General features: G+C 53.5%; 23 protein-coding genes. 7 read left to right on the top strand and 16 right to left on the bottom strand.

The window, feature by feature from the left end; all coding sequences use genetic code 11:
• Positions 1 to 94: 94 nt before the first annotated feature.
• From rodA to H6F94_RS01920, 5 genes are all read right to left on the bottom strand, one after another.
• The gene (gene rodA / locus H6F94_RS01940; RefSeq protein ID WP_190800531.1) at positions 95 to 1,378 is read right to left on the bottom strand and encodes a rod shape-determining protein RodA; all 1,284 of its coding nucleotides are present in this window, start codon (positions 1,376 to 1,378) and stop codon (positions 95 to 97) included.
• Between the two features lie 31 nt (positions 1,379 to 1,409).
• Complete coding sequence (minE, locus tag H6F94_RS01935; RefSeq protein WP_190800530.1) at positions 1,410 to 1,697, bottom strand: cell division topological specificity factor MinE; 288 nt, start codon at positions 1,695 to 1,697, stop codon at positions 1,410 to 1,412.
• 20 nt (positions 1,698 to 1,717) lie between these two features.
• On the bottom strand, positions 1,718 to 2,524 hold the full coding sequence (minD, locus tag H6F94_RS01930) for a septum site-determining protein MinD (protein WP_190800529.1): 807 nt from the start codon (positions 2,522 to 2,524) through the stop codon (positions 1,718 to 1,720).
• A 54-nt stretch (positions 2,525 to 2,578) separates the two neighbouring features.
• Positions 2,579 to 3,487 (bottom strand): septum site-determining protein MinC, encoded by a 909-nt coding sequence (locus tag H6F94_RS01925; RefSeq protein WP_190800528.1) that lies wholly within the window; start codon positions 3,485 to 3,487, stop codon positions 2,579 to 2,581.
• 117 nt (positions 3,488 to 3,604) lie between these two features.
• Positions 3,605 to 4,804 (bottom strand): DUF8623 domain-containing protein, encoded by a 1,200-nt coding sequence (locus H6F94_RS01920; protein ID WP_190800527.1) that lies wholly within the window; start codon positions 4,802 to 4,804, stop codon positions 3,605 to 3,607.
• A gap of 112 nt (positions 4,805 to 4,916) precedes the next feature.
• Between H6F94_RS01920 and murG the strand changes: the two genes are divergently transcribed.
• Complete coding sequence (murG, locus tag H6F94_RS01915) at positions 4,917 to 6,020, top strand: undecaprenyldiphospho-muramoylpentapeptide beta-N-acetylglucosaminyltransferase (protein WP_313949195.1); 1,104 nt, start codon at positions 4,917 to 4,919, stop codon at positions 6,018 to 6,020.
• Between the two features lie 22 nt (positions 6,021 to 6,042).
• On the opposite strand, the gene cbiT is transcribed toward murG, so the two are convergent.
• Positions 6,043 to 6,645, bottom strand: a complete 603-nt coding sequence (cbiT, locus tag H6F94_RS01910; RefSeq protein ID WP_190800526.1) for a precorrin-6Y C5,15-methyltransferase subunit CbiT — start codon at positions 6,643 to 6,645, stop codon at positions 6,043 to 6,045.
• Between the two features lie 88 nt (positions 6,646 to 6,733).
• On the opposite strand from cbiT, the gene H6F94_RS01905 reads away from it, so the two are divergent.
• Positions 6,734 to 7,687, top strand: coding sequence for an alpha/beta fold hydrolase (locus H6F94_RS01905; protein WP_190800525.1), 954 nt, complete (start codon positions 6,734 to 6,736; stop codon positions 7,685 to 7,687).
• A gap of 73 nt (positions 7,688 to 7,760) precedes the next feature.
• Here the strand turns inward: H6F94_RS01905 and H6F94_RS01900 are convergent, their stop codons facing one another.
• Both H6F94_RS01900 and H6F94_RS01895 read right to left on the bottom strand, forming a co-directional pair.
• Positions 7,761 to 8,621: a DMT family transporter gene (locus tag H6F94_RS01900; RefSeq protein WP_190800524.1), complete on the bottom strand. Its 861-nt coding sequence runs from the start codon at positions 8,619 to 8,621 to the stop codon at positions 7,761 to 7,763.
• 19 nt (positions 8,622 to 8,640) lie between these two features.
• The gene (locus H6F94_RS01895; RefSeq protein ID WP_199320116.1) at positions 8,641 to 9,711 is read right to left on the bottom strand and encodes a bifunctional transcriptional activator/DNA repair enzyme AdaA; all 1,071 of its coding nucleotides are present in this window, start codon (positions 9,709 to 9,711) and stop codon (positions 8,641 to 8,643) included.
• 198 nt (positions 9,712 to 9,909) lie between these two features.
• Between H6F94_RS01895 and H6F94_RS01890 the strand changes: the two genes are divergently transcribed.
• Together H6F94_RS01890 and H6F94_RS01885 are read left to right on the top strand one after the other, a co-directional pair.
• Entirely contained in the window at positions 9,910 to 10,488 is a 579-nt protein-coding gene (locus H6F94_RS01890; RefSeq protein ID WP_190800522.1) for a Uma2 family endonuclease, read from the top strand.
• A gap of 165 nt (positions 10,489 to 10,653) precedes the next feature.
• On the top strand, positions 10,654 to 11,979 hold the full coding sequence (locus H6F94_RS01885; protein WP_190800521.1) for a glycosyltransferase: 1,326 nt from the start codon (positions 10,654 to 10,656) through the stop codon (positions 11,977 to 11,979).
• Here the strand turns inward: H6F94_RS01885 and H6F94_RS01880 are convergent.
• The 5 genes from H6F94_RS01880 to H6F94_RS01860 form a co-directional block, all read right to left on the bottom strand.
• Positions 11,941 to 12,273: a branched-chain amino acid transport AzlD family protein gene (locus tag H6F94_RS01880; RefSeq protein WP_190800520.1), complete on the bottom strand. Its 333-nt coding sequence runs from the start codon at positions 12,271 to 12,273 to the stop codon at positions 11,941 to 11,943. The two genes, H6F94_RS01885 and H6F94_RS01880, sit on opposite strands and share 39 nt — an antisense overlap.
• 16 nt (positions 12,274 to 12,289) lie before the next feature.
• Entirely contained in the window at positions 12,290 to 13,018 is a 729-nt protein-coding gene (locus H6F94_RS01875) for an AzlC family ABC transporter permease (protein WP_199320115.1), read from the bottom strand.
• An 83-nt stretch (positions 13,019 to 13,101) separates the two neighbouring features.
• Positions 13,102 to 13,287 (bottom strand): hypothetical protein, encoded by a 186-nt coding sequence (locus H6F94_RS01870; RefSeq protein WP_190800519.1) that lies wholly within the window; start codon positions 13,285 to 13,287, stop codon positions 13,102 to 13,104.
• 50 nt (positions 13,288 to 13,337) lie between these two features.
• Positions 13,338 to 14,186: an AraC family transcriptional regulator gene (locus tag H6F94_RS01865; RefSeq protein ID WP_190800518.1), complete on the bottom strand. Its 849-nt coding sequence runs from the start codon at positions 14,184 to 14,186 to the stop codon at positions 13,338 to 13,340.
• Entirely contained in the window at positions 14,183 to 14,494 is a 312-nt protein-coding gene (locus tag H6F94_RS01860) for an ArsR/SmtB family transcription factor (protein WP_190800517.1), read from the bottom strand. Before H6F94_RS01860 ends, H6F94_RS01865 begins: the two co-directional genes overlap by 4 nt.
• A gap of 106 nt (positions 14,495 to 14,600) precedes the next feature.
• Here H6F94_RS01860 and H6F94_RS01855 point away from each other — a divergent pair, with 106 nt between their 5' ends.
• Positions 14,601 to 15,713: an alkene reductase gene (locus H6F94_RS01855; protein ID WP_190800516.1), complete on the top strand. Its 1,113-nt coding sequence runs from the start codon at positions 14,601 to 14,603 to the stop codon at positions 15,711 to 15,713.
• A 134-nt stretch (positions 15,714 to 15,847) separates the two neighbouring features.
• Here H6F94_RS01855 and H6F94_RS01850 read toward each other — a convergent pair whose 3' ends face one another.
• Entirely contained in the window at positions 15,848 to 16,108 is a 261-nt protein-coding gene (locus H6F94_RS01850) for a hypothetical protein (protein ID WP_190800515.1), read from the bottom strand.
• Between the two features lie 458 nt (positions 16,109 to 16,566).
• Between H6F94_RS01850 and H6F94_RS01845 the strand changes: the two genes are divergently transcribed.
• A complete protein-coding gene (locus H6F94_RS01845) occupies positions 16,567 to 17,922 on the top strand; it encodes a cytochrome P450 (protein ID WP_190800514.1) in 1,356 nt (451 codons plus the stop codon).
• Positions 17,923 to 18,026: 104 nt separating this feature from the next.
• Positions 18,027 to 18,791, top strand: coding sequence for a cysteine hydrolase family protein (locus H6F94_RS01840; protein WP_396426404.1), 765 nt, complete (start codon positions 18,027 to 18,029; stop codon positions 18,789 to 18,791).
• Positions 18,792 to 19,153: 362 nt separating this feature from the next.
• Here H6F94_RS01840 and H6F94_RS01835 read toward each other — a convergent pair whose 3' ends face one another.
• Together H6F94_RS01835 and H6F94_RS01830 are read right to left on the bottom strand one after the other, a co-directional pair.
• The gene (locus H6F94_RS01835; protein WP_190800513.1) at positions 19,154 to 19,330 is read right to left on the bottom strand and encodes a hypothetical protein; all 177 of its coding nucleotides are present in this window, start codon (positions 19,328 to 19,330) and stop codon (positions 19,154 to 19,156) included.
• Positions 19,331 to 19,541: 211 nt separating this feature from the next.
• On the bottom strand, positions 19,542 to 20,252 hold the full coding sequence (locus H6F94_RS01830) for a DUF2301 domain-containing membrane protein (protein ID WP_190800512.1): 711 nt from the start codon (positions 20,250 to 20,252) through the stop codon (positions 19,542 to 19,544).
• Between the last annotated feature and the right edge of the window lie 166 nt (positions 20,253 to 20,418).

The following is a 20,418-nucleotide window of genomic DNA, read 5'->3' as shown; positions in this document are numbered from 1 at the left end:
AGATACCACACTCTCCAGAGGGGGAGAGTGCAGAGAGAGCCTCTAACAGGCTTCCTTCTAAGTTGGAGGCAGCTGAGTTAGAGGCTGGGCTGACTTAGAACTTGAGACGGCGGCGCTGGGTAGCGACAGACTCAACCAGGCCAATTGCCAAAAAGTTAGTGAGCAAGGCAGAGCGCCCATAGCTGACCCAGGGCAGGGGCAGACCAGTCACGGGTGCCAAACCAATCGTCATGCCGATGTTGACTAGGACCTGAAACAAGATCATGGCAAACACGCCAATCGCGAGCAGCGAGCCAAAGTCCTCGCGGGCATTTTGAGCAACGATGATTAGCCGCCAGCTAATGAGCCAAAAGGCGACTAACACGGCTAGCGCCCCGATGAAGCCCAACTCCTCACCCACTGCCGAGAAAATAAAGTCGGTGTGTTGCTCCGGAATGAAGTTCAACTGAGTCTGGGTGCCCTGCATTAGGCCACGTCCCCACAACTCGCCAGCGCCAATCGCGATTCTGGACTGGATCAGGTGGTAGCCGCTATCGAGTGGGTCCTGGCTGGGGTCGGTGAAAATAGTCAGACGAATTTGCTGGTAAGGCTGGAGTAGATTCCAGAAAAACTTGCCCAAGCCGCCTGAGATCAAGTTGACTCCCACAGCAATCAGGGTGCCAATGCGAGGCCAAGGCAAGGATTGCCATGCTGTTGCCCCCATCGCTGCAACCCAGATCAACCACAATGGCCACAAGCCCTTATCGACCAGGACGCCGAATAGAATCGCCGAGGGTAAAGGAGAAACTAATAGGGTGAGCCAGCCTAATTTGGCGCCGCCCCAGTAGAGCATGACAATCGTGATCGCCCCAAACACGAGGGCAGTGCCCAAGTCAGGCTGAATAAAGATCAAGATCCAGGGCAGGATGACCACGGAGATGGCAATTCCCATCTGCTGAGGCGAACGAATGGGCATGCGGTGGATCACTGCAGCCAAGCTGATAATCACCGAGAGCTTGGCAAATTCCGAAGGCTGAATATTAAAACCACCAACCCCTAACCAACTCTGAGCCCCGCCTTCGGTCTCGCCGACCAAGTCCACCAAGACCAGCAGTAGGTTTGAGATCCCGTACAGAATCCAATGCCACGACAGCAGTTGGTTGTAGGCGGAGCGCATAATCAGCAGAGCAGCCCCCAAACCGATTGCCCCAGTGATTAAGTGCTGCAGCCAATAGGAGTGGAAGTTCCCTGTCGTGACATTAGTCAGGCTGCTGTGGATCTCAGCACTACCCAGAACTGTCAAGGCAATGGGAAACAGTAGCAGCAGCAAGTCCACGTCTCGCCACTGACGGCGCAGTTTTTCCCAATCCAGGTGTAGCCAGTGTCGCGAACTCAGCATGAATCAATCACTCAGACGGTTGCTTAGATCTTCAAGAGTTCTCGACGGGAGCAGAACTGGCGCGCACGCGCCGAATGGGCAGGTTGGCAATCAGAGCCGTAGTTTGATGGTTGCTCTCCAGGGAAAATTCCAACCCCTGAGCATCTAACTCGACGTACTTTGACACCACCTCTAGAATCTCGCGACGCATCTCTTCGAGGGTTTGGGGGGTCAGGTCAGCCCGGTCATGGGCCAGGATCAACTTGAGCCGTTGCTTGGCCTGATCCCGGCTATTCTGGCCAGGGTTGCGAAAGAGCCTTTCAAGAAGTTCAATAATCATGGCCGGAGGACAGGTAGGGATTACGTACGGGAGCCACGCAGAAAGCGGATTAGCCGCTGGAAGACTGTGTCGTTGTTGGCATCCAGGTCAATGAACTCTACCTGCTTGCCTTCCAGGCGTTGAGCGGCATGGCCAAAAGCACTCCCTGCGAGAGAGGGCCGGTCAGCTAGGACTAGGGGCTCACCTCGGTTGGTTGAGACAATCACCTGCTCATCCTCTGGCACTACACCCAACAATTGAATTGACAGGATTTCTAACATGTCCTGTACTGACATCATGTCATTGGCTTGAACCATACCGGGTCGAATCCGGTTGACAATCAGGCCCATTTTGCCGATCCGATTGGCTTCCAGCAAACCCACGACTCGATCGGCGTCGCGTACAGCAGCCATTTCCGGCGTAGACACGATAATTGCTTCTTCCGCACCGGCAATCGCGTTCTGGAAGCCCTGCTCGATTCCTGCTGGGCAGTCGACCAGCACGTAGTCATGTTTTGGGCTCAGGGCTTCCACCAACTGTCTCATCTGGTCGCTGGTGACAGCACTTTTGTTCCGGGTTTGGGGAGCTGCTAACAAGGCCAAGTTCGTCTGTCGCTTGTCACGAACCAAAGCCTGTTCTAGACGGCACTCACCGGCAATGACTTCCATCGCGGTGTAGACTACCCGGTTCTCCAAGCCCAGCAGTAGATCCAAGTTACGTAGACCAAAGTCTGCATCCAGCACCACTACCTTGCGCCCCAGCCGAGCCAGGGCCATGCCCAAGTTTGCGGTGCAGGTGGTCTTGCCAACACCTCCCTTACCCGAGGTCACTACAACGACACGGCCCATGCGCCTTCCCCTCCACCCACAATTTCAATCGGCAGTTTCAATCGGTTGACCATCTTACCCTGTCAAGCCGGGACGACCGGTATCCATCCGGTCTAGAGCTGACCATAAAGCGGCCAATGTTGGCGGACCACTGAGCCGAGTGGCAGGGTTCTCTCGCTCTAGCCGAGGCAATTCCTGCCGCACAAAGTCAGCAGCGTGGGCAATGTGGATACTGCCGGTTGGTCCGCCAGCAATGTAAGCTACTTCCGGTTGATATTCTCCAGAGGCGCCCTCTGGCACTCGAGCCAGCCGGTCACTGATGCGCAGCAGGGTAGGGGCCATCTGCAAGGCCAGAATGACCGAGTGAAAATTGCCTGCTGCACCGGCATGGGCCAAGCCGCGCAAGCGTCCCCAAACCAAAATGTCGCCGTCGGCAACTACTTCGCCGCCCGGATTGACATCCCCCAAAATCACCACTGTGCCCGGATGGCGAATTTCAACGCCTGAGCGCACGGTCATCTGTAAATACAAAGGCTCGGCCTGAGCTAAAGAATCTTCAGTCTTAGGCCCACTCAGGTGATCGTGAGGTCCCAATTGCTCGACTGAATAGCCCGCATTGATGGCAGCTAGCGCCGTAGATTTACGCCGAGTCTCGACCCAACGCAGGCGTAAGCGATAGCACTCCAACCCTGCCGCTACATCTTGCAGTTGCCGCAGATCTAGGAGCCGGTCCCCGGCTCGCAGGTAAACCAGCGATTCTGGTTGCCAGAAGCGTTCTCCGCCCTTCAAGCGTTGCTCTAGCTGCTGGAGCACTTCCTCCCAAGTCAACCCCTCCGGGCGGCTCTCCTGGCCAGAACCGGAGTCAGGCTCCGGCAGCACCAGCAACAAGCGGCTGCGTTCGCTCTTGAGCCTGACCTGTGGCAGGGAGCCACTGACGCTTTCAAGAGAATTGGCCGCAAAGGTCGAAACGGGATCGGAATGCATGGAGAGCCGCGGCCCACAGGGGGCTGATCAAATTGGAACGATTATAGTGGCTCAGCTTCGCTCCACAGCAGCCTTATGCCAGTGCGAACCAGTTTCGGCCCTTGCTGAGGCTGGTATTTAGAGATGGGGTTGGGCAAATGGCTGAGCTGAGAAAAACGCTTCAAAACTCTGCTCAACAGGGGCGACCACCGTGGGTGTAGGGGCAAGTGCAGGGGCTTCACTAACCGCACTCACTGCCGGACTCAGTGTCGGGACTGTCGCACTCTGTTCACTGACCACCCGCAGGCGTTGACTGACCTGGGTTAGCCCACCATCACTGACAACGATGACCGAAACCCAACGGCTGCCCTGTTGCCGGGGCGCCTGACCCACTTTGAATACCCCACCTGCGCTCAGTAGCTCCAGAGTCACCGGGCGGTTATTGAAGTAATTGGCCGCGCTGACCGTCTCCTCCAGAGCTGTGCCCAAGAGCAGTGAGTCGCCTAGTGGCTCGGTCACCAGGGCATCTAGACTGTATTCCTGGCCAACTCCGACTCGCTCTGGCAAGCTGACTTCTAGCTTGGGTGGATTGGTGCCAGAAGTGACCTGGGAGCGCTCAGCCAAAACCTCTTGCTGGGCAATCTGGAGCGCTGGGCTAGCACTGCTGCCTAGATTAGCGGTACTGGGAGTAGCCGCATTGGGCGCTGGGTTAGGCGAATTAGGTGCTGGGTTCGAGGTTGGCCTGCTGGCTGGGTTGGGAGCCCGATTTGGGGTTGCTCTACTGGCTGGGCTTGGAGCCCGATTTGGGGTTGCCCTGCTGGCTGGGTTCGGGGCTCGATTTGGGACTGAATTGGGTGCTGGGTTTGGAGCCGAGTTTGGAATTGGGTTTGGAACTGCCACTGCGATCTGGAAATTCTGACGAGCACTCAGGGTCGCTTGCAGATTGACCGGGGCGCCGTTTTGGGTTTGCACACCAATGATTTGAGTTTTGACTTGAGCAATGTAGCGGTCTCCCTGACGCTCCCAAGACTCAAGCTGGGTCTTGTAAGACAACTGGCCGTAGCGTTGCCAGATATTCTGAATCGCTTGTTGCAAGCTCTGCCGGTTTAAACCATCCGCGTCGCTGAAGTTGGGACTGTAGAAGCGCATGACGGCGTTGATATCCCGCCGATTAGCCGCTGCATCTAGCTCTGCAATGGTGCGCGAGAGTTCGGGCGGGGCAGTTTCAGGGCTTTCTGCTTGGGCCGTCTGGGCGTTCAGTAGGGTGCCAAAGCTACTCAGACAGGTTGCCAGCAGCAGCAAAAATAGAGATTTGGAAGGCAGCAAGGACTTTCGCATGGGGGGGAGACCGACAGGCGCACGGATGAAGCTTCCTCTATGGAAGCACCTGCACTAGTGGCACAGTGTATAGCTAAGGCCAGTTTTTTGATTATCTTGAGGGGCAGCTCTTTTGTCTCGCTCGTTTATGGGCTCTACCGCGCCCCGTCTTCTGATTGCGGCCAGTGGCACTGGCGGACACCTGTTTCCGGCCCTCGCCGTTGCTGAACAACTAGCGCCTGACTTTGCCATTGAATGGCTAGGGGTTCCCGACCGCCTAGAGGTTGATCTAGTCGCGGGGCATTACCCTTTGCACAAGCTCAATATGGGCGGTTTCCAGAGCCGCTCACCTGTGGCTCAGGCCAAAACATTGGTGCTCGCGGCCCGAGCTGTGCTCCAAACGCGCCGTCTCTTGCAACAAGGCAAGTTCTGCGGTGTGTTCACAACTGGTGGCTACATTGCCGCACCCTCTGTATTAGCAGCTCGCTGGTTGGGTCTGCCCGCTGTTTTTCACGAGTCCAATGCCATCCCTGGCAAGGTGACCCGTTGGCTAGGGCCCTGGTGTACGGTGATGGCACTAGGTTTCAAAGAAGCTGAATCCTATCTGCCTCGCACCCAAACTCGCACAGTTGGCACACCCGTGCGTTCTGATTTCAACCGGTTAATTGCAGCCGGTTCGGAGCGCACAGCCGAGGGACCCGTGATTTTAGTGGTAGGTGGTTCGCAGGGCGCTGTCGCTCTCAATCAGCTGGTGCGAGCCTGTGCTCCGGCTTGGCTAGAGGCGGGGGCTCGAATCATTCATCAAACTGGTGCCAGTGACCCGGATGTTGCTCAGGCTCCGGTGCATCCTCACTATCAGCAGCAGCCGTTTTACGACAATATGCCCAGCCTGATGCGGGATGCTGATTTGGTGGTCAGTCGCTCGGGTGCAGGCACGCTGACCGAACTGGCGTTGTGTGGTTTGCCCTCGGTGTTGATTCCCTTTCCCTTTGCCGCTGACGACCACCAGACCTACAACGCGCAGGTGTTTGAAGCCGCAGGTGCAGCGCTGCTATTTCAGCAAACCGACCTGACCCCTGAGAAACTGCAACGGGTGGTTCTGGACTTGCTCGCTGACCCAGCCAAACGGCAATACATGGGCAAACAGGCACTAGGCCTTGCAGTACCTGACAGTGCCCAGCAAGTGGCTCAGCTACTGCGGGAGGTGATCAGCTCCGCCAAAGTCTTCCAGAAATAGGCCAATCAAAACCAGCCAGCGCTTAACCAAACTTCTCGCCGCTGAGTACAAAGATTGGGTCTATCGCAGCGAAGAGCTGCCGGCTACCACGGGTCTCCAGGCGATTTACGGCGGATTGCACAACCTCAATGTTGCGGGCCTGCAACTCGGAGAGGCTCTCGGAAATGGCGTATAGACTCTCCAGGGTGGAGGCGGTAGCCACCACTCGGCCCTGCTTGCGCAACCGGGGCCAAACGGCAGCCAAAATTTCGCGCAGGTCGCGGCCTCCTTCCAGGCATACCCGGTCGGGGGCTTGCGGCAGACCAACCAAGCACTCTGGGGCACTGCCCTCAATGACCTGAACATTGCTGACGCCAAACTTTTGGCAATTGCGACGAACCAAGTCTGCAACGTCACTATCGCGTTCGATGGCAATAATTTTGCCATTGGGACACAGTAGACCCGTTTCTACAGGGATGGTGCCGGTGCCCGCCCCGATGTCCCAAAGCACTGAGTCAGGACAGAGCCGCAAGTGCGAGAGCAGAAGCAAGCGAATCTCGCGCTGGCTCATGGGAATGCCCGGAAGCCGCTCAAATAACTCGTCTGGAATGCCTGGGGTTACATAGGGCCACGGCTTGGCAGGCACGGAAAAAACCGTTGCTTAACGGTACAGAGGGCGAACCATCGTCATTATAGAGAGTAGAGCCGAGTGCCCCCCGTTTCCGCCCAAACTGATGCCCCAACGCTGGATCCGCCTTCTGTTTCTCAGTAGCCTTACGACCCTGACGCTGCTGGTGGTGCTGTCTACCCTGAATGCTTTGGTCGAAAGCCGTACGGTATCTCTGCATAACGAGCTGCCGGGCCGATCAGAGGTTTATTTCTGGCGTGGTTTTCGCATTAGCTATAGCCACAAGGGCGAGGGGCCACCACTGCTGCTGGTGCATGCGATCGGTGGCGGTGCCTCTTCATTTGAGTTTCGAGAGGTCATTGCGCAGTTTAGCCAGAACTTCTCGGTCTATGCTCTGGATCTGCTGGGTTGGGGCCATTCGGAACGGCCCAATCTCCAGTACACAGGCAAGCTCTACGCCGAGCTGCTAGTGGATTTTGTCAATGATGTGATCGCGGAGCCGGTTGCGGTGATCGCCAGTTCACTGGGGGTTGCCTTTGCCTTGCGGGCGGCTCAACTCCAGCCTCAACGGTTCACACGCTTGGTGGCGATTGCACCGATTGCTTCGTCTACGGTGAGCCGGGTGCCGGAACTGGTGCAAGACACGGTTTATAACCTGCTGAGTCTGCCGATTCTGTCACAGTCGTTTTACTACACGCTGACATCGCCACCCGCGATCGATTGGATCACGCGCAACACGCTCTACAGCGAGAGCTTCACCACGGATGCCTTGGTCGAGCACTATGATGCCTCTACTCATCAGCCAGGAGCGCTCTACACGGTCCGCTCATTTTTGAGCGGCATAATGAATTTGCCTTTGCAGGACGATTGGCAGGCGTTTGCTGGGCCAGTGCTGCTGGTTTGGGGGCGCGACAATCTGATCACCCCGCTCGGAGGTGCGGAAGTTTTGCGGCAATTGAGACCGGATGCAACGCTGGAAATTTTGCCAGGTCGCTCGTTCCCACACCTTGAAGTGCCGGAGCAATTCCGTGCTTGCGTAGAACCATTTTTGCTGGGCTAGAAATTCTGGGGGAAAATCTTGGGCTAAAAATAAGAGCTTTTGGAGAATTAGAGCAATGGTGCGAGCTATTCTTCTAGCTCTTGCTAGCAGTGACTAGCCAAACGCTGAGCAAAATCATGATTAATCCGATGATTAAACCTGAGTTAATAGGCTCAGCTAGAAACACTTTGCCGAATAGAATACTGAACGCAGGAATGAGAAACGTGACCGTTGCAGCACGGGTCGCGCCTGCGCTGGAGATCAGTTGGAAATAGAGTAGATAGGCTAGAGAAGTACAGGCCAGCGCTAGTGCCACAACAGCAAGAATAATCGCAGCCGATGGGATAGTGCTGGGCGCAGAAATCAATAGGGCAGGGAGCAGTAGAACGCTAGAGCCGATCAGTTGACCTGTTGCGGTATCAGTTGGTTTGTTATTTAAGAAAGTGCGACGAGCATATACTGCTGCGATGCCGTAGGAAAACGCTGCCACGAGCGCAAAAATCCCACCTAAGATCACTGATGGCGAGAGCAGTAATGGGCTCCAACCAACTAGGATGGCAACGCCTGAGATTCCGAGTAGGAGCCCTACAACTTTTTGCCAGTTCAATGGCTCTTTAATCCAGAGGGCTGCGACTATGGCTGTGAACAAAGGCGTCGTTGCATTGAGGGTTGCGGCAATAGATGCATTTAAGTTAACGACAGCAACTGCAATCAAGATAAATGGGATGACATTGTTCAGCAAACCCAACAAAAGATAAGCTCGCCAGCGTTTTCTGAAATTGGGAAGCTGTTGAATAAACGCTCCATATAGGCTCAAGGCGGATGCCGCTAAGAGAACCCGCAGGCTCATGGTGAGAAAGATCCCTAACACAGGCGCTGCAACCCTGATGAACAAATACGAGCCACCCCACAGCGCAGCGAGTAGAAACAGCCGCGCTAAGTCAATTGGTTTCATTGTCGAATTTACGGAAGAATTAAACTGCCTCGATTCCTGGCAATTTTCCAGTGCGCTCTAGTTCCAACAGCAATCGCTTGCGCCAAAGACCACCGCCATAACCTGTCAGCTGCCCATCCTTGCCGATCACCCGGTGACATGGAATCAGAATATTGATTCGATTCATACCATTAGCCCTGGCTACCGCTCGAACCGCCGTTGGTTGCTCAATTCGACGCGCTAGCTGATCATAGGCGATGGTTTGGCCATAGGGAATGCGTTGTAGCTCCGACCAAACTCGTTCTTGAAAAGCAGTTCCTTGCGGAACCAGAGGCACCGTAAATTTAGTAAGTGTGCCTGCAAAATAGCGAGTTAATTCATCGCGCAAATGTTCAATCTGCTCGTTAGTAACAGGCAGCACTGGATGACCAAAACGCTTGCGAATAGTGGCGTAATTATGTTCCAACATGCGCCGATCTGTATATTCAATTAAACAAACGCCTTCGCTAACAGCACCAACCAATAAAGCGCCGAGAGGCGTTTCTAAAATTTGTGCAGCGATGTAGTCACTGGTTTGACTTTGACCTGGAGAGACACCAAATGTCTTGCCAAAGGCTTCCCTGAAGCCACTATGGGATTCATAACCATTGGCAAAAACTACATCAGCAAGCGGTGTGCCCTCGCGGATTCGGGTAAAGGCATCTGCTAATCGCCGACCACGGCACCACTCGGCAAAAGTCATGCCATAGTGCTCTCGAAACCAGCGTCGGGCACGTTCAGGGCTAATCCCTATTGCTCGTAACTCTGCCGCTGTAATTTTGGCATTGGGAGCGGCTTCTACCTGCTGGGTTAACGACACTACCCAATCCGGCAACGCCCCATAGACCTCCATTGGATGACACCGTTTGCACGGGCGATAGCTGGCAAAGATGGCTTCGCGAAGGGTCGAAAAGAATTCAACATTTTCGAGCTTGGGGCGGGAGGGACAAGAAGGACGACAGAAAATGCCGGTAGTCCGCACAGCCACGAAAAACACACCATCATAACTGGCGTCTTTGTGATAGAACGCCTGCTCCATTTCGGTGCGGGAGGGTGAGAGTTCTGATCTCATTTCTGATCTCATTTGAACGGCAGCTGCAGTAATTAATTCCATGCAACATATTCTTGCAAGCCCTAGAAAGGTCGTCCACCGGAAAAACGACATTTCATTGTCACCACCAATGCTCGGGAACTGCGAGATATATCAACTCTTAAGCTCATGAGCTGTAGGCGATAATAAATCATCCGGTCGCTCTCAGCTTATGTGCCCATGAACGCCCTATTGCTGAATATCCCGCCCGACCTCAAGCTGACGGATGAGCAGTTCTATCACTTGTGCTTGGCCAATCGAGACTTGCGGCTGGAGCGGACTGCTCAGGGGGAGTTGATTATTATGCCGCCAACAGGGGGTGAATCTGGGCTACGCAATGCCGATCTAAACTTTCAACTCTCGCTATGGAACCGCCAGACTCAGCTCGGTTTTGTATTTGATTCCTCAACCGCCTTCAAGCTACCCAATGGTGCTGACCGTTCTCCTGATGCTGCCTGGATTCAACGAGAGCAATGGGAAGCCTTGGCACCTGCGCAATGGGCAAAATTTCCGCCTCTCTGCCCTGACTTCGTTGTGGAACTCTGCTCTCCTACAGACGTTCTCAGAAACTTGCGCTCCAAGATGGAAGAATATATTGCCAATGGCACTCGGCTTGGTTGGCTGATCGATCTTCAAAATCAACAAGTTGAAATCTATCGTCCTAGGCAAGATGTAGAAATCTTGCAAGCTCCTAAGACGTTATCTGGCGAAGATGTACTGCCCGAATTTGTGCTGGATCTCAATCAAATTCTGGCTTAGGATTCGACTTTTTGGGTGAGCCAGCTAGCTCTACTCAAGCTGGTCCATACATGTCAAATAATGAGTGGATCCAGTGGGATAGCGTTTTATCTGTCAGGCGATAGTCGTTTAAATCTGTCCTCCCGCTTACAGTAAGTTCTGTCAGTTTTCGCGGGGGCAATCAAGGTGGGTCGGCGCATCGTTCTGGCTACAGTTGGCTCATTCGGGGATCTGCATCCTTACCTTGCGATTGCTCTGGAATTAAAGGCGCGTGGGCATCAACCTATAATCGTCACTACCGAGTTTTACCGCACCAAAATTGAGGCCGAGGGCCTTGAATTTCACCCGATGCGGCCCAATATCTCGCCAGAGGGTGAGCAAAGCCGAGAGTGGTTCAAGCGCAGCATGGATGCTCAGCGAGGCACTGAGTATGTCGTGCGCGAACTGTTTTTGCCCCACCTCAGAGACAGCTATGAAGATATGAAGTCGGCCCTGCAAAATGGTGCCGATTTAGTAGTAACCCACCCGCTAACTTGGGGTGCGCGCTTGCTCGCGGAGAAACGGGGTTTGCCCTGGGTGTCGAGTGTTTTGGCCCCAATTTCATTCACCTCAGCCTACGACCCGTCAATTCTGCCTACTTCACAAGGCAATCTTTCGCTGCGGGGGTTACCGCCCTGGTTCAACCGACCCCTGCTCAAACTAGGAAAGCTAAGGTTTCACACTTGGACAGATCCAATTCGCCAGCTACGAGCTGAATTGGGTCTGCCGCCCCTCAAAACTGACCCTTTGTTTGAGGGGCAACACTCACCTGATTTGGTGCTGGCTTTATTCTCAGAACTGCTCGGGGCTCCCCAACCTGACTGGCCACCCCATACTTGTGTGACTGGCTTTGCGTTTTACGACCGTCACGGTGCTGGTGGCCTTGCTCCAGATCTGGCTGAATTCTTAGCTGCTGGCCCTGCACCGATTGTGTTTACTCTGGGTTCATCTGCGGTGCTGGATCCCGGCAAATTTTACATTGAGAGCGCAACAGCAGCCGAGCAATTGGGCCGTCGAGCCGTTTTGCTGGTCGGCAACAATGGACCCGATGTGTTGCCATCAGTGCAGTCGAAAAATATTGCCGTGTTTGACTACGCGCCCTACTCTGAGCTATTTCCGCAAGCTGCTGCCATTGTGCATCAGGGTGGCGTTGGCACCACTGCCCAAGCCATGCGCTCAGGCCGACCTATGCTCGTGGTGCCCTACAGCCATGATCAGCCAGACAATGCAGCTCGGGTCAGCCGCTTGGGGATAGCTCGCAGCCTAGCCCGCCAAGCTTACACAGCCTCGCGAGTTGCAGTCGAACTCAATCAACTCTTGAATGAGCCGCGATACAGCCAACGGGCAGCCGAAATTGGGTGCCAGATCCAGGCTGAGAACGGAGCACACAAAGCCTGTGACGCGCTCGAAGCTTATCTAGCCGGTCGAGCAACCTCAAACCAGCCCAGTGAGCAAAAGCCATTGCCAGCCTAAAAAAGCCATCATTCCCACTACAATCGTCAGCAATAAGTTCTGGCTGAACCAACTAACGGCACAGGCGATTAAAGCAGCGATTAAACGAGCATTGGTGTAGCTTAATTGCAGGTCTGAACCGGTCGGTATCACCACGGCAGGCACAACAATGGCAGTAAGAACGGCCGGTGGTACATAGCGCAGGGCTTTGATAAAAGGCTCAGAGAATTGGAGACGACCACTGAGGGCAAACATGGTGTAGCGAATGGCAAAAGTCACCAAAGCCATGCCGCCAATCACATAAACTTCGTTCATAAAATTGATCCTCAAATCAAGTTCGCTTAGGCTCAGCTTCACTCCATCGCTCAGCCCCAATCCCAGCCCCAATTCCAGCTAGAGAAGCCAAAATTAATCCCAGTTTGTTGGGCAGTGAATAAGTTGCTAAGGCAACCCCACCTGCGACCAGGCTTGTAGCAAGCATTGGTCTATTTATGAGATAAGGAATGACCATGCCAATAAAGGTTACTGACATGGCAAAATCTAAGCCCCAAGTAGTGGCATCGGGCAGCATTCGACCTACCGTTAAGCCTAGCCAGGTGCAAAGTTGCCAGTTTGAATACATAAATAAAGCTGAACCCAGATGATACCAATGCTTGTAAGGTGAATCGTCTGGCTGGTTGTAGCGGTTGATAACCACAGCAAAAGTCTCATCAGTGAGCCAGAAACCCAGCGGTAACTTCCAGCGTGACGGCAACGATTTAACGTGGGGAACCAGGGCTACAGAGTAGAGTAAATGCCGTAAATTCACCACAAATGTGGTCAGTACGATGATTAACCAGTGGGTTCCAGTAGCCAGCAAACCCAGAGCGATAAACTGAGATGCTCCCGCAAAAACAATGGCAGACATTGCCACTGTACCGAGCCAGGACAAGCCACTGCTAGCCGCCAACGCGCCAAAGATCAGGCCAAAGGGAATGGCCCCGACAATGAGAGGAAACGTCGCTTGACAGCCTGCCAAAAACTCTGAACGGGGTGAAGGTTTAGAAGGCGGATGCATCATGATTCAAAACAGAACAATACAACTTAAATTTCCAAAGCTAATGCTCTAGGCTAAACCGAGGCGTAGTCAGCCGGATCCAGCAGCTAAAAGCCATCCTGGCCAAGCTCAAATCGGCTGCAAAACTTGCCCAATTCAGTGACAACTTGTGCCTCGAATTGTGAGCCTAAACCTCGATATTCAGCGTAGTCAGTTCCGTGCAACTGTGCGACTTTACCAATGGCACCGGGACGATAGCCGCATGTAACTGCCTGTGTATGGGCCTTGGTCATACTCAACTCCCTGCTGCTGACGAGATATTTGCAGCATAGGAAGTTAACTTTTAGCTGTCTTGTACGTTTTTGCAGCCCAACCAATATTGCCGGGGTGTTGTGCCAACTAAGCGCTTAAAGTGCCGATTCAAATGGCTTTGATCAGTGAAACCAGTTGCCAGAGCAACTTGGGCAATCGGCCAATTTAGAGCCAACAGTGCCTTGGCTCTCAAGACCCTTACCTGGGTGAGATAGGCGTGGGGCGGTAGGCCAACCTCTTGGCGAAAGACCCGGAGTAGGCGCAGGGGTTTGAGCTGGGTGAGCTGGGCTAGCTGTTGCAGTGAAACGTTCTCCGCATAGTGAGCCTCCAAATACTGCCGCACCCAACGCACTGCCTGTTGCTCGCGTCCAATCTGCCAAGTCGGGCGCTCGCCCGCATGCCGAGCGATTAATTGCGTCAGGGTCAACACCAGACGAGACTCACGTTCCAATAGGGTCGTCGGAGTCTCTAGAGTCTGGTGCAGTCTCAATAGCAGTTGCGCCAAGTTGTGGTCGTGGATATCCGCGTTGGGAAAATAAGGCAGCTCGCAGCGTCGCTCATTGAGTTCAGACAGAGCCTGCTGCAATAAAGTTGCCTCTGGATAGATAATCCGGTACGTCCAACCTGACGCTGTTGCGGCGTGGCCGTGATGAACCTGTCCCGGATTAATCAGAATCAGATTACCCGCCGGAATGATGTGAGCCTTGTCCTCACAGTTAAATCGCAGCGCCCCCTGCTCGATGATGCCAATGCCGAAACTGTCGTGGGAGTGTCGGGGAAACGAGTGCGTAATGTAAGTCGCACGCATCAGTTCCAGATTGCCGAGGTCTGGGGTGCGCCAGAATTTGACTTGCTCCCGTTCAGAGGCGGCAGCACTCATAACGGCTCAGAGGCTTGCATCACTGCATCCAATAAACCTGGAAAGCGCGCATCGAGATCTTGACGGCGCAATGAGTTGAGATGCTCTCGTCCTTCGGTGCGGGTATGCAGAATACCCGCCTCGCGCAGCACTTTGAAGTGATGGGACAGAGTGGACTTGGCAATCGGAATGCCAAAAGAGCCACAGGGCTGCTCCTCACCACCAGTTGCCAAAGCTCTGACAATCTTGATTCGGCAAGGGTCGCTTAGGGCGTAGAGCACAGCAGCCAGAGAGATATCCTCCCTGGCAGGATGAAAAAGGAGCCTCATGTTTGCATTCTAACTATCTGAGATGCTACAGTGCTGACAGTTCGATATTTAACGAACTATAGAACACATGAGTTCGCAGCCCTGCCCTTAGCCCAGGAGAGAAACAATGAGCGAAGCCACCCAAGCCAGTGTCAGTCTATTCTCGCCCATCCAGCTTGGTGCCTACACGCTGCCTAACCGGATCGTCATGGCTCCCTTAACCCGCAACCGGGCTGGAGCTGGTAATGTGCCGGGGCCGATGAATGTGACCTACTACACTCAACGGGCTTCGGCTGGATTGATTATTACTGAAGCGTCTCAGGTCACTCCTGAGGGCCAAGGCTATCCCTATACTCCTGGCATTCACTCAGCAGAACAGGTCGCCGGTTGGCGAACGATTACTGATGCTGTGCATGCGCAGGGCGGTCGCATTTTTCTGCAACTGTGGCATGTAGGGCGCATTTCTCACCCTTCGTTCCAGCCGGATGGAGCCTTGCCGGTTGCGCCTAGCGCCATCGCACCTGAAGGCACGGTTTACACTTTCACCGGTCCTCAGCCCTATGTGACTCCTCGGGCTTTAGAGACCGCTGAAATTCCCGGTATTGTCGGACAGTTTCGTCAAGGTGCTGCTAACGCTCTGGCAGCTGGATTCGATGGCGTTGAAATTCATGGCGCCAACGGCTACCTGATCGATCAATTCTTGCGGGATAGAACCAACCACCGCACCGATGAATATGGTGGTTCCGTGGAAAATCGAGCGCGTTTGTTACTGGAAGTGACTGAAGCGGTGGTCGGCGTTTGGGGTGGCAATCGCGTTGGCGTGCGCCTCTCACCGACCAGCACGTTTAACGATATGTCCGATTCCAATCCGCAAGCCACATTTAGTTATGCTGCAGAAGCCCTTAACCGGTTTGGTTTAGCCTACCTGCACCTGCTTGAAACCAGCGAGCAAGATATTAAGCACGGCGGCACATCTTTGCCCACATCCTACTTCCGCCCGATCTTCAAAGGCCTCTTGATGGTGAATTGGGCCTACACTAAGGAACTGGCCGAGGCAGCTTTATCCCGAGGCGATGCTGATCTGGTGTCCTTCGGAAAACTGTTTATCGCTAATCCCGATCTCCCAGAGCGCTTCCGTCTCGATGCGCCCTTAAATGAGCCGGATCCCTCAAGCTTCTATGGTGGTGATGAAAAGGGCTACATCGACTACCCCTTCCTCAAAGATCTCGCAGTGGTTTAGTACCGTAGTTCCAACTCAACCCTTAACCTAAACCATCAACTCAAAAGGCAGGCTACTGTAGATTTTCTCAGTAAGCCTGCCTTATTTGATCCGTGAGAAGATCAGTGAGAGATTCAATAAAATTCTGGACGAGCTTAGACAAGATCGAGTGCAGTTCCTGTGAAATACTGCCGCAGGGCTTCTGCTTCTTGGCCACGAAAGAAAAAGTCCTCGGGACCAATGAATCCCTCAATCTCCTCCATGCCCCCCTCTGCATCAAAATGGCCGCTAGGCGCAATAAAGTAAACCCTCACGCCGCTGGTCTTGGTCTCTCCGTCGTTGTCGACTGCCTCTAGCTCGACCCAAGCGATTGCCTGCGTATTGAGGATGCGGCTGCCGACCTTGATGAAAGACATGGGAATTTCCGGTGAGTAAAGATGCTTCTCAACAAGAGTACCGTAGAAGCTCCAGCCTGAGGTAAAACTGATAGGGCTTCTCTCAGCACTCAGCCCGGTCCCGATTGCCTTACTGCTTTACGAGATGCCGCTTATAATAAGATATCGCTCATATGATATTGCTCACAGTGGGTTTGGTTTCTCCACTTCTACAGTGCTTTATAAGCTCTATAAATAATTCAAGCTGAAGAATATTCAAGCTCTGCAATTTTTAATCGACGGTTTGTTGTCCAAGATTTCTTAGATTTCTTATCAAAATCTAGTGATTTACTATTGCTTTTGCGTTTCAGCTAAGCATGATTTCCTCTCTCTAAGGCACTGCTAAAGAGTACAAGAACTCGCTCTCCATCCTCCTCCCTGCCTGGCGAAATATGCCACCCTAGAATCAGGATTGTGCTTGTGAAGGCAAGGTGCGAGGCATGACTGTTCAAATCAAGCCACGGCTGAAACCAGCAGACGCCATGCCCGGCGATTATGGTCTACCTTTTCTGGGCCAAACCCTGTCGCTATTTCGGGACGAAGAACTTTACTACTGGCAACATTTCGAGCGCTACGGTCCCGTTTTCAAAACCCGCGTTCTGGGCCTGAACCTGGCTTTTCTGATTGGCCCTGATGCTAACCGTCTAGTGCTAATGGAGCAGGCTGACCATGTTTCATCAAATCTGGGCTGGGGCTTTTTGGAGCCTATGTTTGGTCGGAGCTTGCTCTTGCAGGATGGGGAAGACCATCGCGCTAGCCGACGGCTGATGTACCCTGCCTTTCATGGTCGAGCAATTGCTAGTTATTTCGACACCGTTCAGAGCCTTGTACAGGGCTTTCTCCAGGGTTGGGGGGCTCGGGGCACAATACCTCTGACTGCCGATTTCCGCAAACTGACGCTGATCGTTGCCAGCCGCCTATTTTTGGGTAGCCAAACAGAAGTTGAGGTTGAGCAAACCAGTCGATGGTTTACGGAATTGATGCTCGGGCGGTTGGCTCTGCTGCGTCTGGAGCTGCCCTTCACCCTCCACCGTCGCTCTCAGCGAGCTAAACGCCAACTCCAAGCTTTCCTGCGCCAAACCATTGCCCAGCGCCAAGCTTCTGGCCACTTAGAAGTGCCACGCGATGTCCTGGGGCTATTGCTGGCGGCAGTTGATGAGGAGGGCAATCGACTGAGTGAAGCGGAGATATTGGACCAGGCTTTGCTCTTGCTCTTCGCAGGGCACGAAACCACAGCCACCTTACTGAGCTGGACCTTGTTTGAACTGGGGGCTCATCCGGAGTGGCGCGAACGGCTACGGGCTGAGCAGAATCGGGTTGTCGGTAATGGTCCCTTAGAGCTGTCTCACCTTAAGCAACTCACCGAGCTGACTAACGTGCTCAAAGAAGCTGAGCGGCTCTACCCGCCGGTCTATGGCATTCCGCGCGGTGTGATCAAAGACATTGAGTATGGGGGCTACCTGATTCCGGCTGGTTGGTATGTTGATATCTCCCCGATGCTCACCCATCGTCTGCCAGAGCTCTATGCTGACCCAGATCGCTTTGATCCAGACCGTTTTGCACCGCCTCGGGAAGAAGACAAAAAGCACCCCGGTGCCTTGGTCGGCTTTGGCAGTGGCCCCCACGGTTGTCTGGGTTTTGAGTTTGCTCAAATGGAAATGAAAATTGTCCTCTCAACGCTGTTACGGCATTACGACTGGACAGTCACGCCTGAGTACAACACGCTGAGACCAGTACGCCAGCCCTCCAAAATTCAGACCCAACTCTTGGCTCAGGTGCAGCCCTTGAATGTCTAAACTGGATGTCCAAACTTCAGGTCTAAACCGTAGGATTCAACTGCTTACAGCGCCCTGCTCGCACTGAATCCTCTAAATAGAACTCTCTAAAAAGTTGTGATTCTGTGACCCGTAGCTACAGTTCACAGACCCCAACTGCCGCTAAAGTGCTGGCGAAGTGTTCTGTGCAAGGTTTTGCCATGCCCATCATCAGCGTCCCTGCCGAAGCTTATCCTCTGGATCTGCCGCTGGAGAAAACTGCTCTCCTTGTGATCGACATGCAGAACGACTTCTGTGCCTATGGGGGCTACGGCGATTTGATGGGCTATGACATCACCATGACCCGTCGTCCAATTGAGCCCATCCAAAAGGTGCTGGCAGCTGTGCGCGAAACGCCGATCACTGTCATTCACACCCGCGAGGGCCACCGCCCCGATCTCTCTGACTGTCCACCCAACAAAATTGAGCGTTCTCGCCGGGTCGGTGCGGGCATTGGCGATCCAGGGCCAATGGGTCGGATTTTGGTGCGGGGTGAAAAAGGTCATGCCATTATTGACGAGTTGCAGCCTGTTGCTGGCGAAATTGTTCTGGATAAGCCGGGTAAAGGCAGCTTTTACCAAACTGACTTAGACCTGATTCTGCGCAACCGCGGCATTAGCCACCTGCTGTTTTCTGGAGTAACTACAGATGTCTGTGTGCACACCACCATGCGCGTTGCCAACGACATAGGCTACTACTGCCTACTGCTAGAAGACTGCTGCGGTGCCTTTGATCAAGGTAACCACCAAGCCGCTATCAACATGGTGAAAATGCAGGGAGGCGTTTTTGGCTGGGTGAGCAACTCGCAAAAGCTATGCAGTGCGTTAGTGGGTGCCACTGCTACTGTCTAAAAGCCTGAATACCTAAGATGCCAAACTAAAGCCAAACTAAGCCGGACAGTTGATGCCAACACTCAAATCTCAACAAACTTCAGGGGGGCCCTGGGGCATGAAACCCCTGTACGAGCCTGGCAAGTGGCTGCCTGAATCCTGATCCCCTTAACCTCAGCCAGTGGTCTAGAGCCAGTGATCTAGAGCCAGTGATCAGAGCCAGTAGCTTAGCGATAACTAGATTGGCTACCAAAGCTGCTCACTGTGTGAGGAGCAATTCTGATATGGCCTGCAAGCTACCTGAACTTAGGCTAAAACATTAAACCTTCTACTCAGTTTCAGCCTTGGCTAAAACTGTCGGAAAGCTTTGAGGCTAACCAAAATCAGGTGGGGGAAGCCGCGGGGGTTTCAACTGGTGCTACAGGGCTAGCTGCATCGCCAGCACCCGTACCACCCGTACCCCCTGTACCACCAGCACCGCCATCAGTACCGGAGGCACAAGCGGTTAGGGATACGGTGGCTGCTAGACCAGCGATCAGGCAAAGGGTTTTCCAGTTCATGTTTCTCTCCTAGCTTATGTTTCGTGAAGTTATCTTCACTAGCTGATCAACATACTGCATAGGAGCAGCTCCAGATACTCTACTCAAGGGAGATTTATAGTAGCCCTGGGCGCTGCAAAAGGGTGTTTCTGAACACTCTTGTTTCGCTTTTGTCCCTCCTACATCAGCGTCTATACATTGAGTTACAGATTTGCTATCTCTAACTCAATCTCTACACTGATTGCTCCGAGGTTTGCTCAGGCGTGACGTGCTCGCTTTGTTCTTGATGTTGCTGTTGCTGGCGTTGACGTAAATACTCGTAGACCGTTTTGTCCCCGACGTCCGGGGGGATTTCCTGAAACACCTTACGCAGTGCGAATACCCCGAATAACACAGCCCATATCCCAAGTAAGGCTTGCTCCCAAGCTAGCGGCAGAATGCCCACCAAGTGCCCCAACAATAAGACAGGCACCAGTGGCGTTAGCACTTTAGTTTCTAGTCGCGCAAAACAAAAGGCCTCTTTGAAGTAGATCCCGGTTAAGGCGACAAACAGAAAACCAACGCCTAACAAGGTGAGCGGGCGATTATAAATTGTCAACAAGAGCGGCTCAGGCCAGGCCAGGGCAACCCCCAATGCTGCTGTACAGCCGATGCCCCAACACACTTGCAGTAGTCGATGTAGGGGAGCCAGGTAAATATGAATGGTCCATAGCGACACCCCCAAGGCAATAGAGAACAGCGCAAATAGTCCAGTCAGTAGAGTGAGGACGTCCGGGGTTGGACCCTGAGTGAGCACAGCCACGGTTCCCAAGGCAAAGCTTGCAGCTGCTACTGCTAGGGCCCCACGATAAACTTTCACACCCAAACGATCCGCCTGCGTCAGCGTGAAGGTGCCGAATTGCCCCTGAAAGACATCTGGTTCTGCAAGATCAAGATTCGCCATCAGAACCTCCCAGTTTTTTTTGTAAAGTCACGTCGTCGTTGTGTTCCCAAATTGTAATAGGGGCGCAAGACCTGCGCCCCTATTACGGTTTTCTGTTTAACTTTTCCGTTCAGCTTTTCTACTCAACTCCTGGCTGGCCTCAGTTAATCTAAGCCCAGCCCATGCA

The sequence above is a fragment of the Leptolyngbya sp. FACHB-261 genome (genome assembly GCF_014696065.1).
In the GTDB taxonomy this organism is placed as follows: Bacteria; Cyanobacteriota; Cyanobacteriia; order FACHB-261; family FACHB-261; genus FACHB-261.
Note: the sequence above shows the minus strand (reverse complement) of the source record. Positions and strands in the feature narration are given on the sequence as shown.

What these genes read in the sequence shown, in the direction of transcription:
- rodA (WP_190800531.1), bottom strand. Translation starts at nt 1,378, where the DNA reads ATGCTGAGTTCGCGACACTGGCTACACCTGGATTGGGAAAAACTGCGC.
- minE (WP_190800530.1), bottom strand. Translation starts at nt 1,697, where the DNA reads ATGATTATTGAACTTCTTGAAAGGCTCTTTCGCAACCCTGGCCAGAAT.
- minD (WP_190800529.1), bottom strand. Translation starts at nt 2,524, where the DNA reads ATGGGCCGTGTCGTTGTAGTGACCTCGGGTAAGGGAGGTGTTGGCAAG.
- H6F94_RS01925 (WP_190800528.1), bottom strand. Translation starts at nt 3,487, where the DNA reads ATGCATTCCGATCCCGTTTCGACCTTTGCGGCCAATTCTCTTGAAAGC.
- H6F94_RS01920 (WP_190800527.1), bottom strand. Translation starts at nt 4,804, where the DNA reads ATGCGAAAGTCCTTGCTGCCTTCCAAATCTCTATTTTTGCTGCTGCTG.
- H6F94_RS01905 (WP_190800525.1), top strand. Translation starts at nt 6,734, where the DNA reads ATGCCCCAACGCTGGATCCGCCTTCTGTTTCTCAGTAGCCTTACGACC.
- H6F94_RS01900 (WP_190800524.1), bottom strand. Translation starts at nt 8,621, where the DNA reads ATGAAACCAATTGACTTAGCGCGGCTGTTTCTACTCGCTGCGCTGTGG.
- H6F94_RS01895 (WP_199320116.1), bottom strand. Translation starts at nt 9,711, where the DNA reads ATGAGATCAGAACTCTCACCCTCCCGCACCGAAATGGAGCAGGCGTTC.
- H6F94_RS01890 (WP_190800522.1), top strand. Translation starts at nt 9,910, where the DNA reads ATGAACGCCCTATTGCTGAATATCCCGCCCGACCTCAAGCTGACGGAT.
- H6F94_RS01880 (WP_190800520.1), bottom strand. Translation starts at nt 12,273, where the DNA reads ATGAACGAAGTTTATGTGATTGGCGGCATGGCTTTGGTGACTTTTGCC.
- H6F94_RS01875 (WP_199320115.1), bottom strand. Translation starts at nt 13,018, where the DNA reads ATGATGCATCCGCCTTCTAAACCTTCACCCCGTTCAGAGTTTTTGGCA.
- H6F94_RS01870 (WP_190800519.1), bottom strand. Translation starts at nt 13,287, where the DNA reads ATGACCAAGGCCCATACACAGGCAGTTACATGCGGCTATCGTCCCGGT.
- H6F94_RS01865 (WP_190800518.1), bottom strand. Translation starts at nt 14,186, where the DNA reads ATGAGTGCTGCCGCCTCTGAACGGGAGCAAGTCAAATTCTGGCGCACC.
- H6F94_RS01860 (WP_190800517.1), bottom strand. Translation starts at nt 14,494, where the DNA reads ATGAGGCTCCTTTTTCATCCTGCCAGGGAGGATATCTCTCTGGCTGCT.
- H6F94_RS01855 (WP_190800516.1), top strand. Translation starts at nt 14,601, where the DNA reads ATGAGCGAAGCCACCCAAGCCAGTGTCAGTCTATTCTCGCCCATCCAG.
- H6F94_RS01850 (WP_190800515.1), bottom strand. Translation starts at nt 16,108, where the DNA reads ATGTCTTTCATCAAGGTCGGCAGCCGCATCCTCAATACGCAGGCAATC.
- H6F94_RS01845 (WP_190800514.1), top strand. Translation starts at nt 16,567, where the DNA reads ATGACTGTTCAAATCAAGCCACGGCTGAAACCAGCAGACGCCATGCCC.
- H6F94_RS01835 (WP_190800513.1), bottom strand. Translation starts at nt 19,330, where the DNA reads ATGAACTGGAAAACCCTTTGCCTGATCGCTGGTCTAGCAGCCACCGTA.
- H6F94_RS01830 (WP_190800512.1), bottom strand. Translation starts at nt 20,252, where the DNA reads ATGGCGAATCTTGATCTTGCAGAACCAGATGTCTTTCAGGGGCAATTC.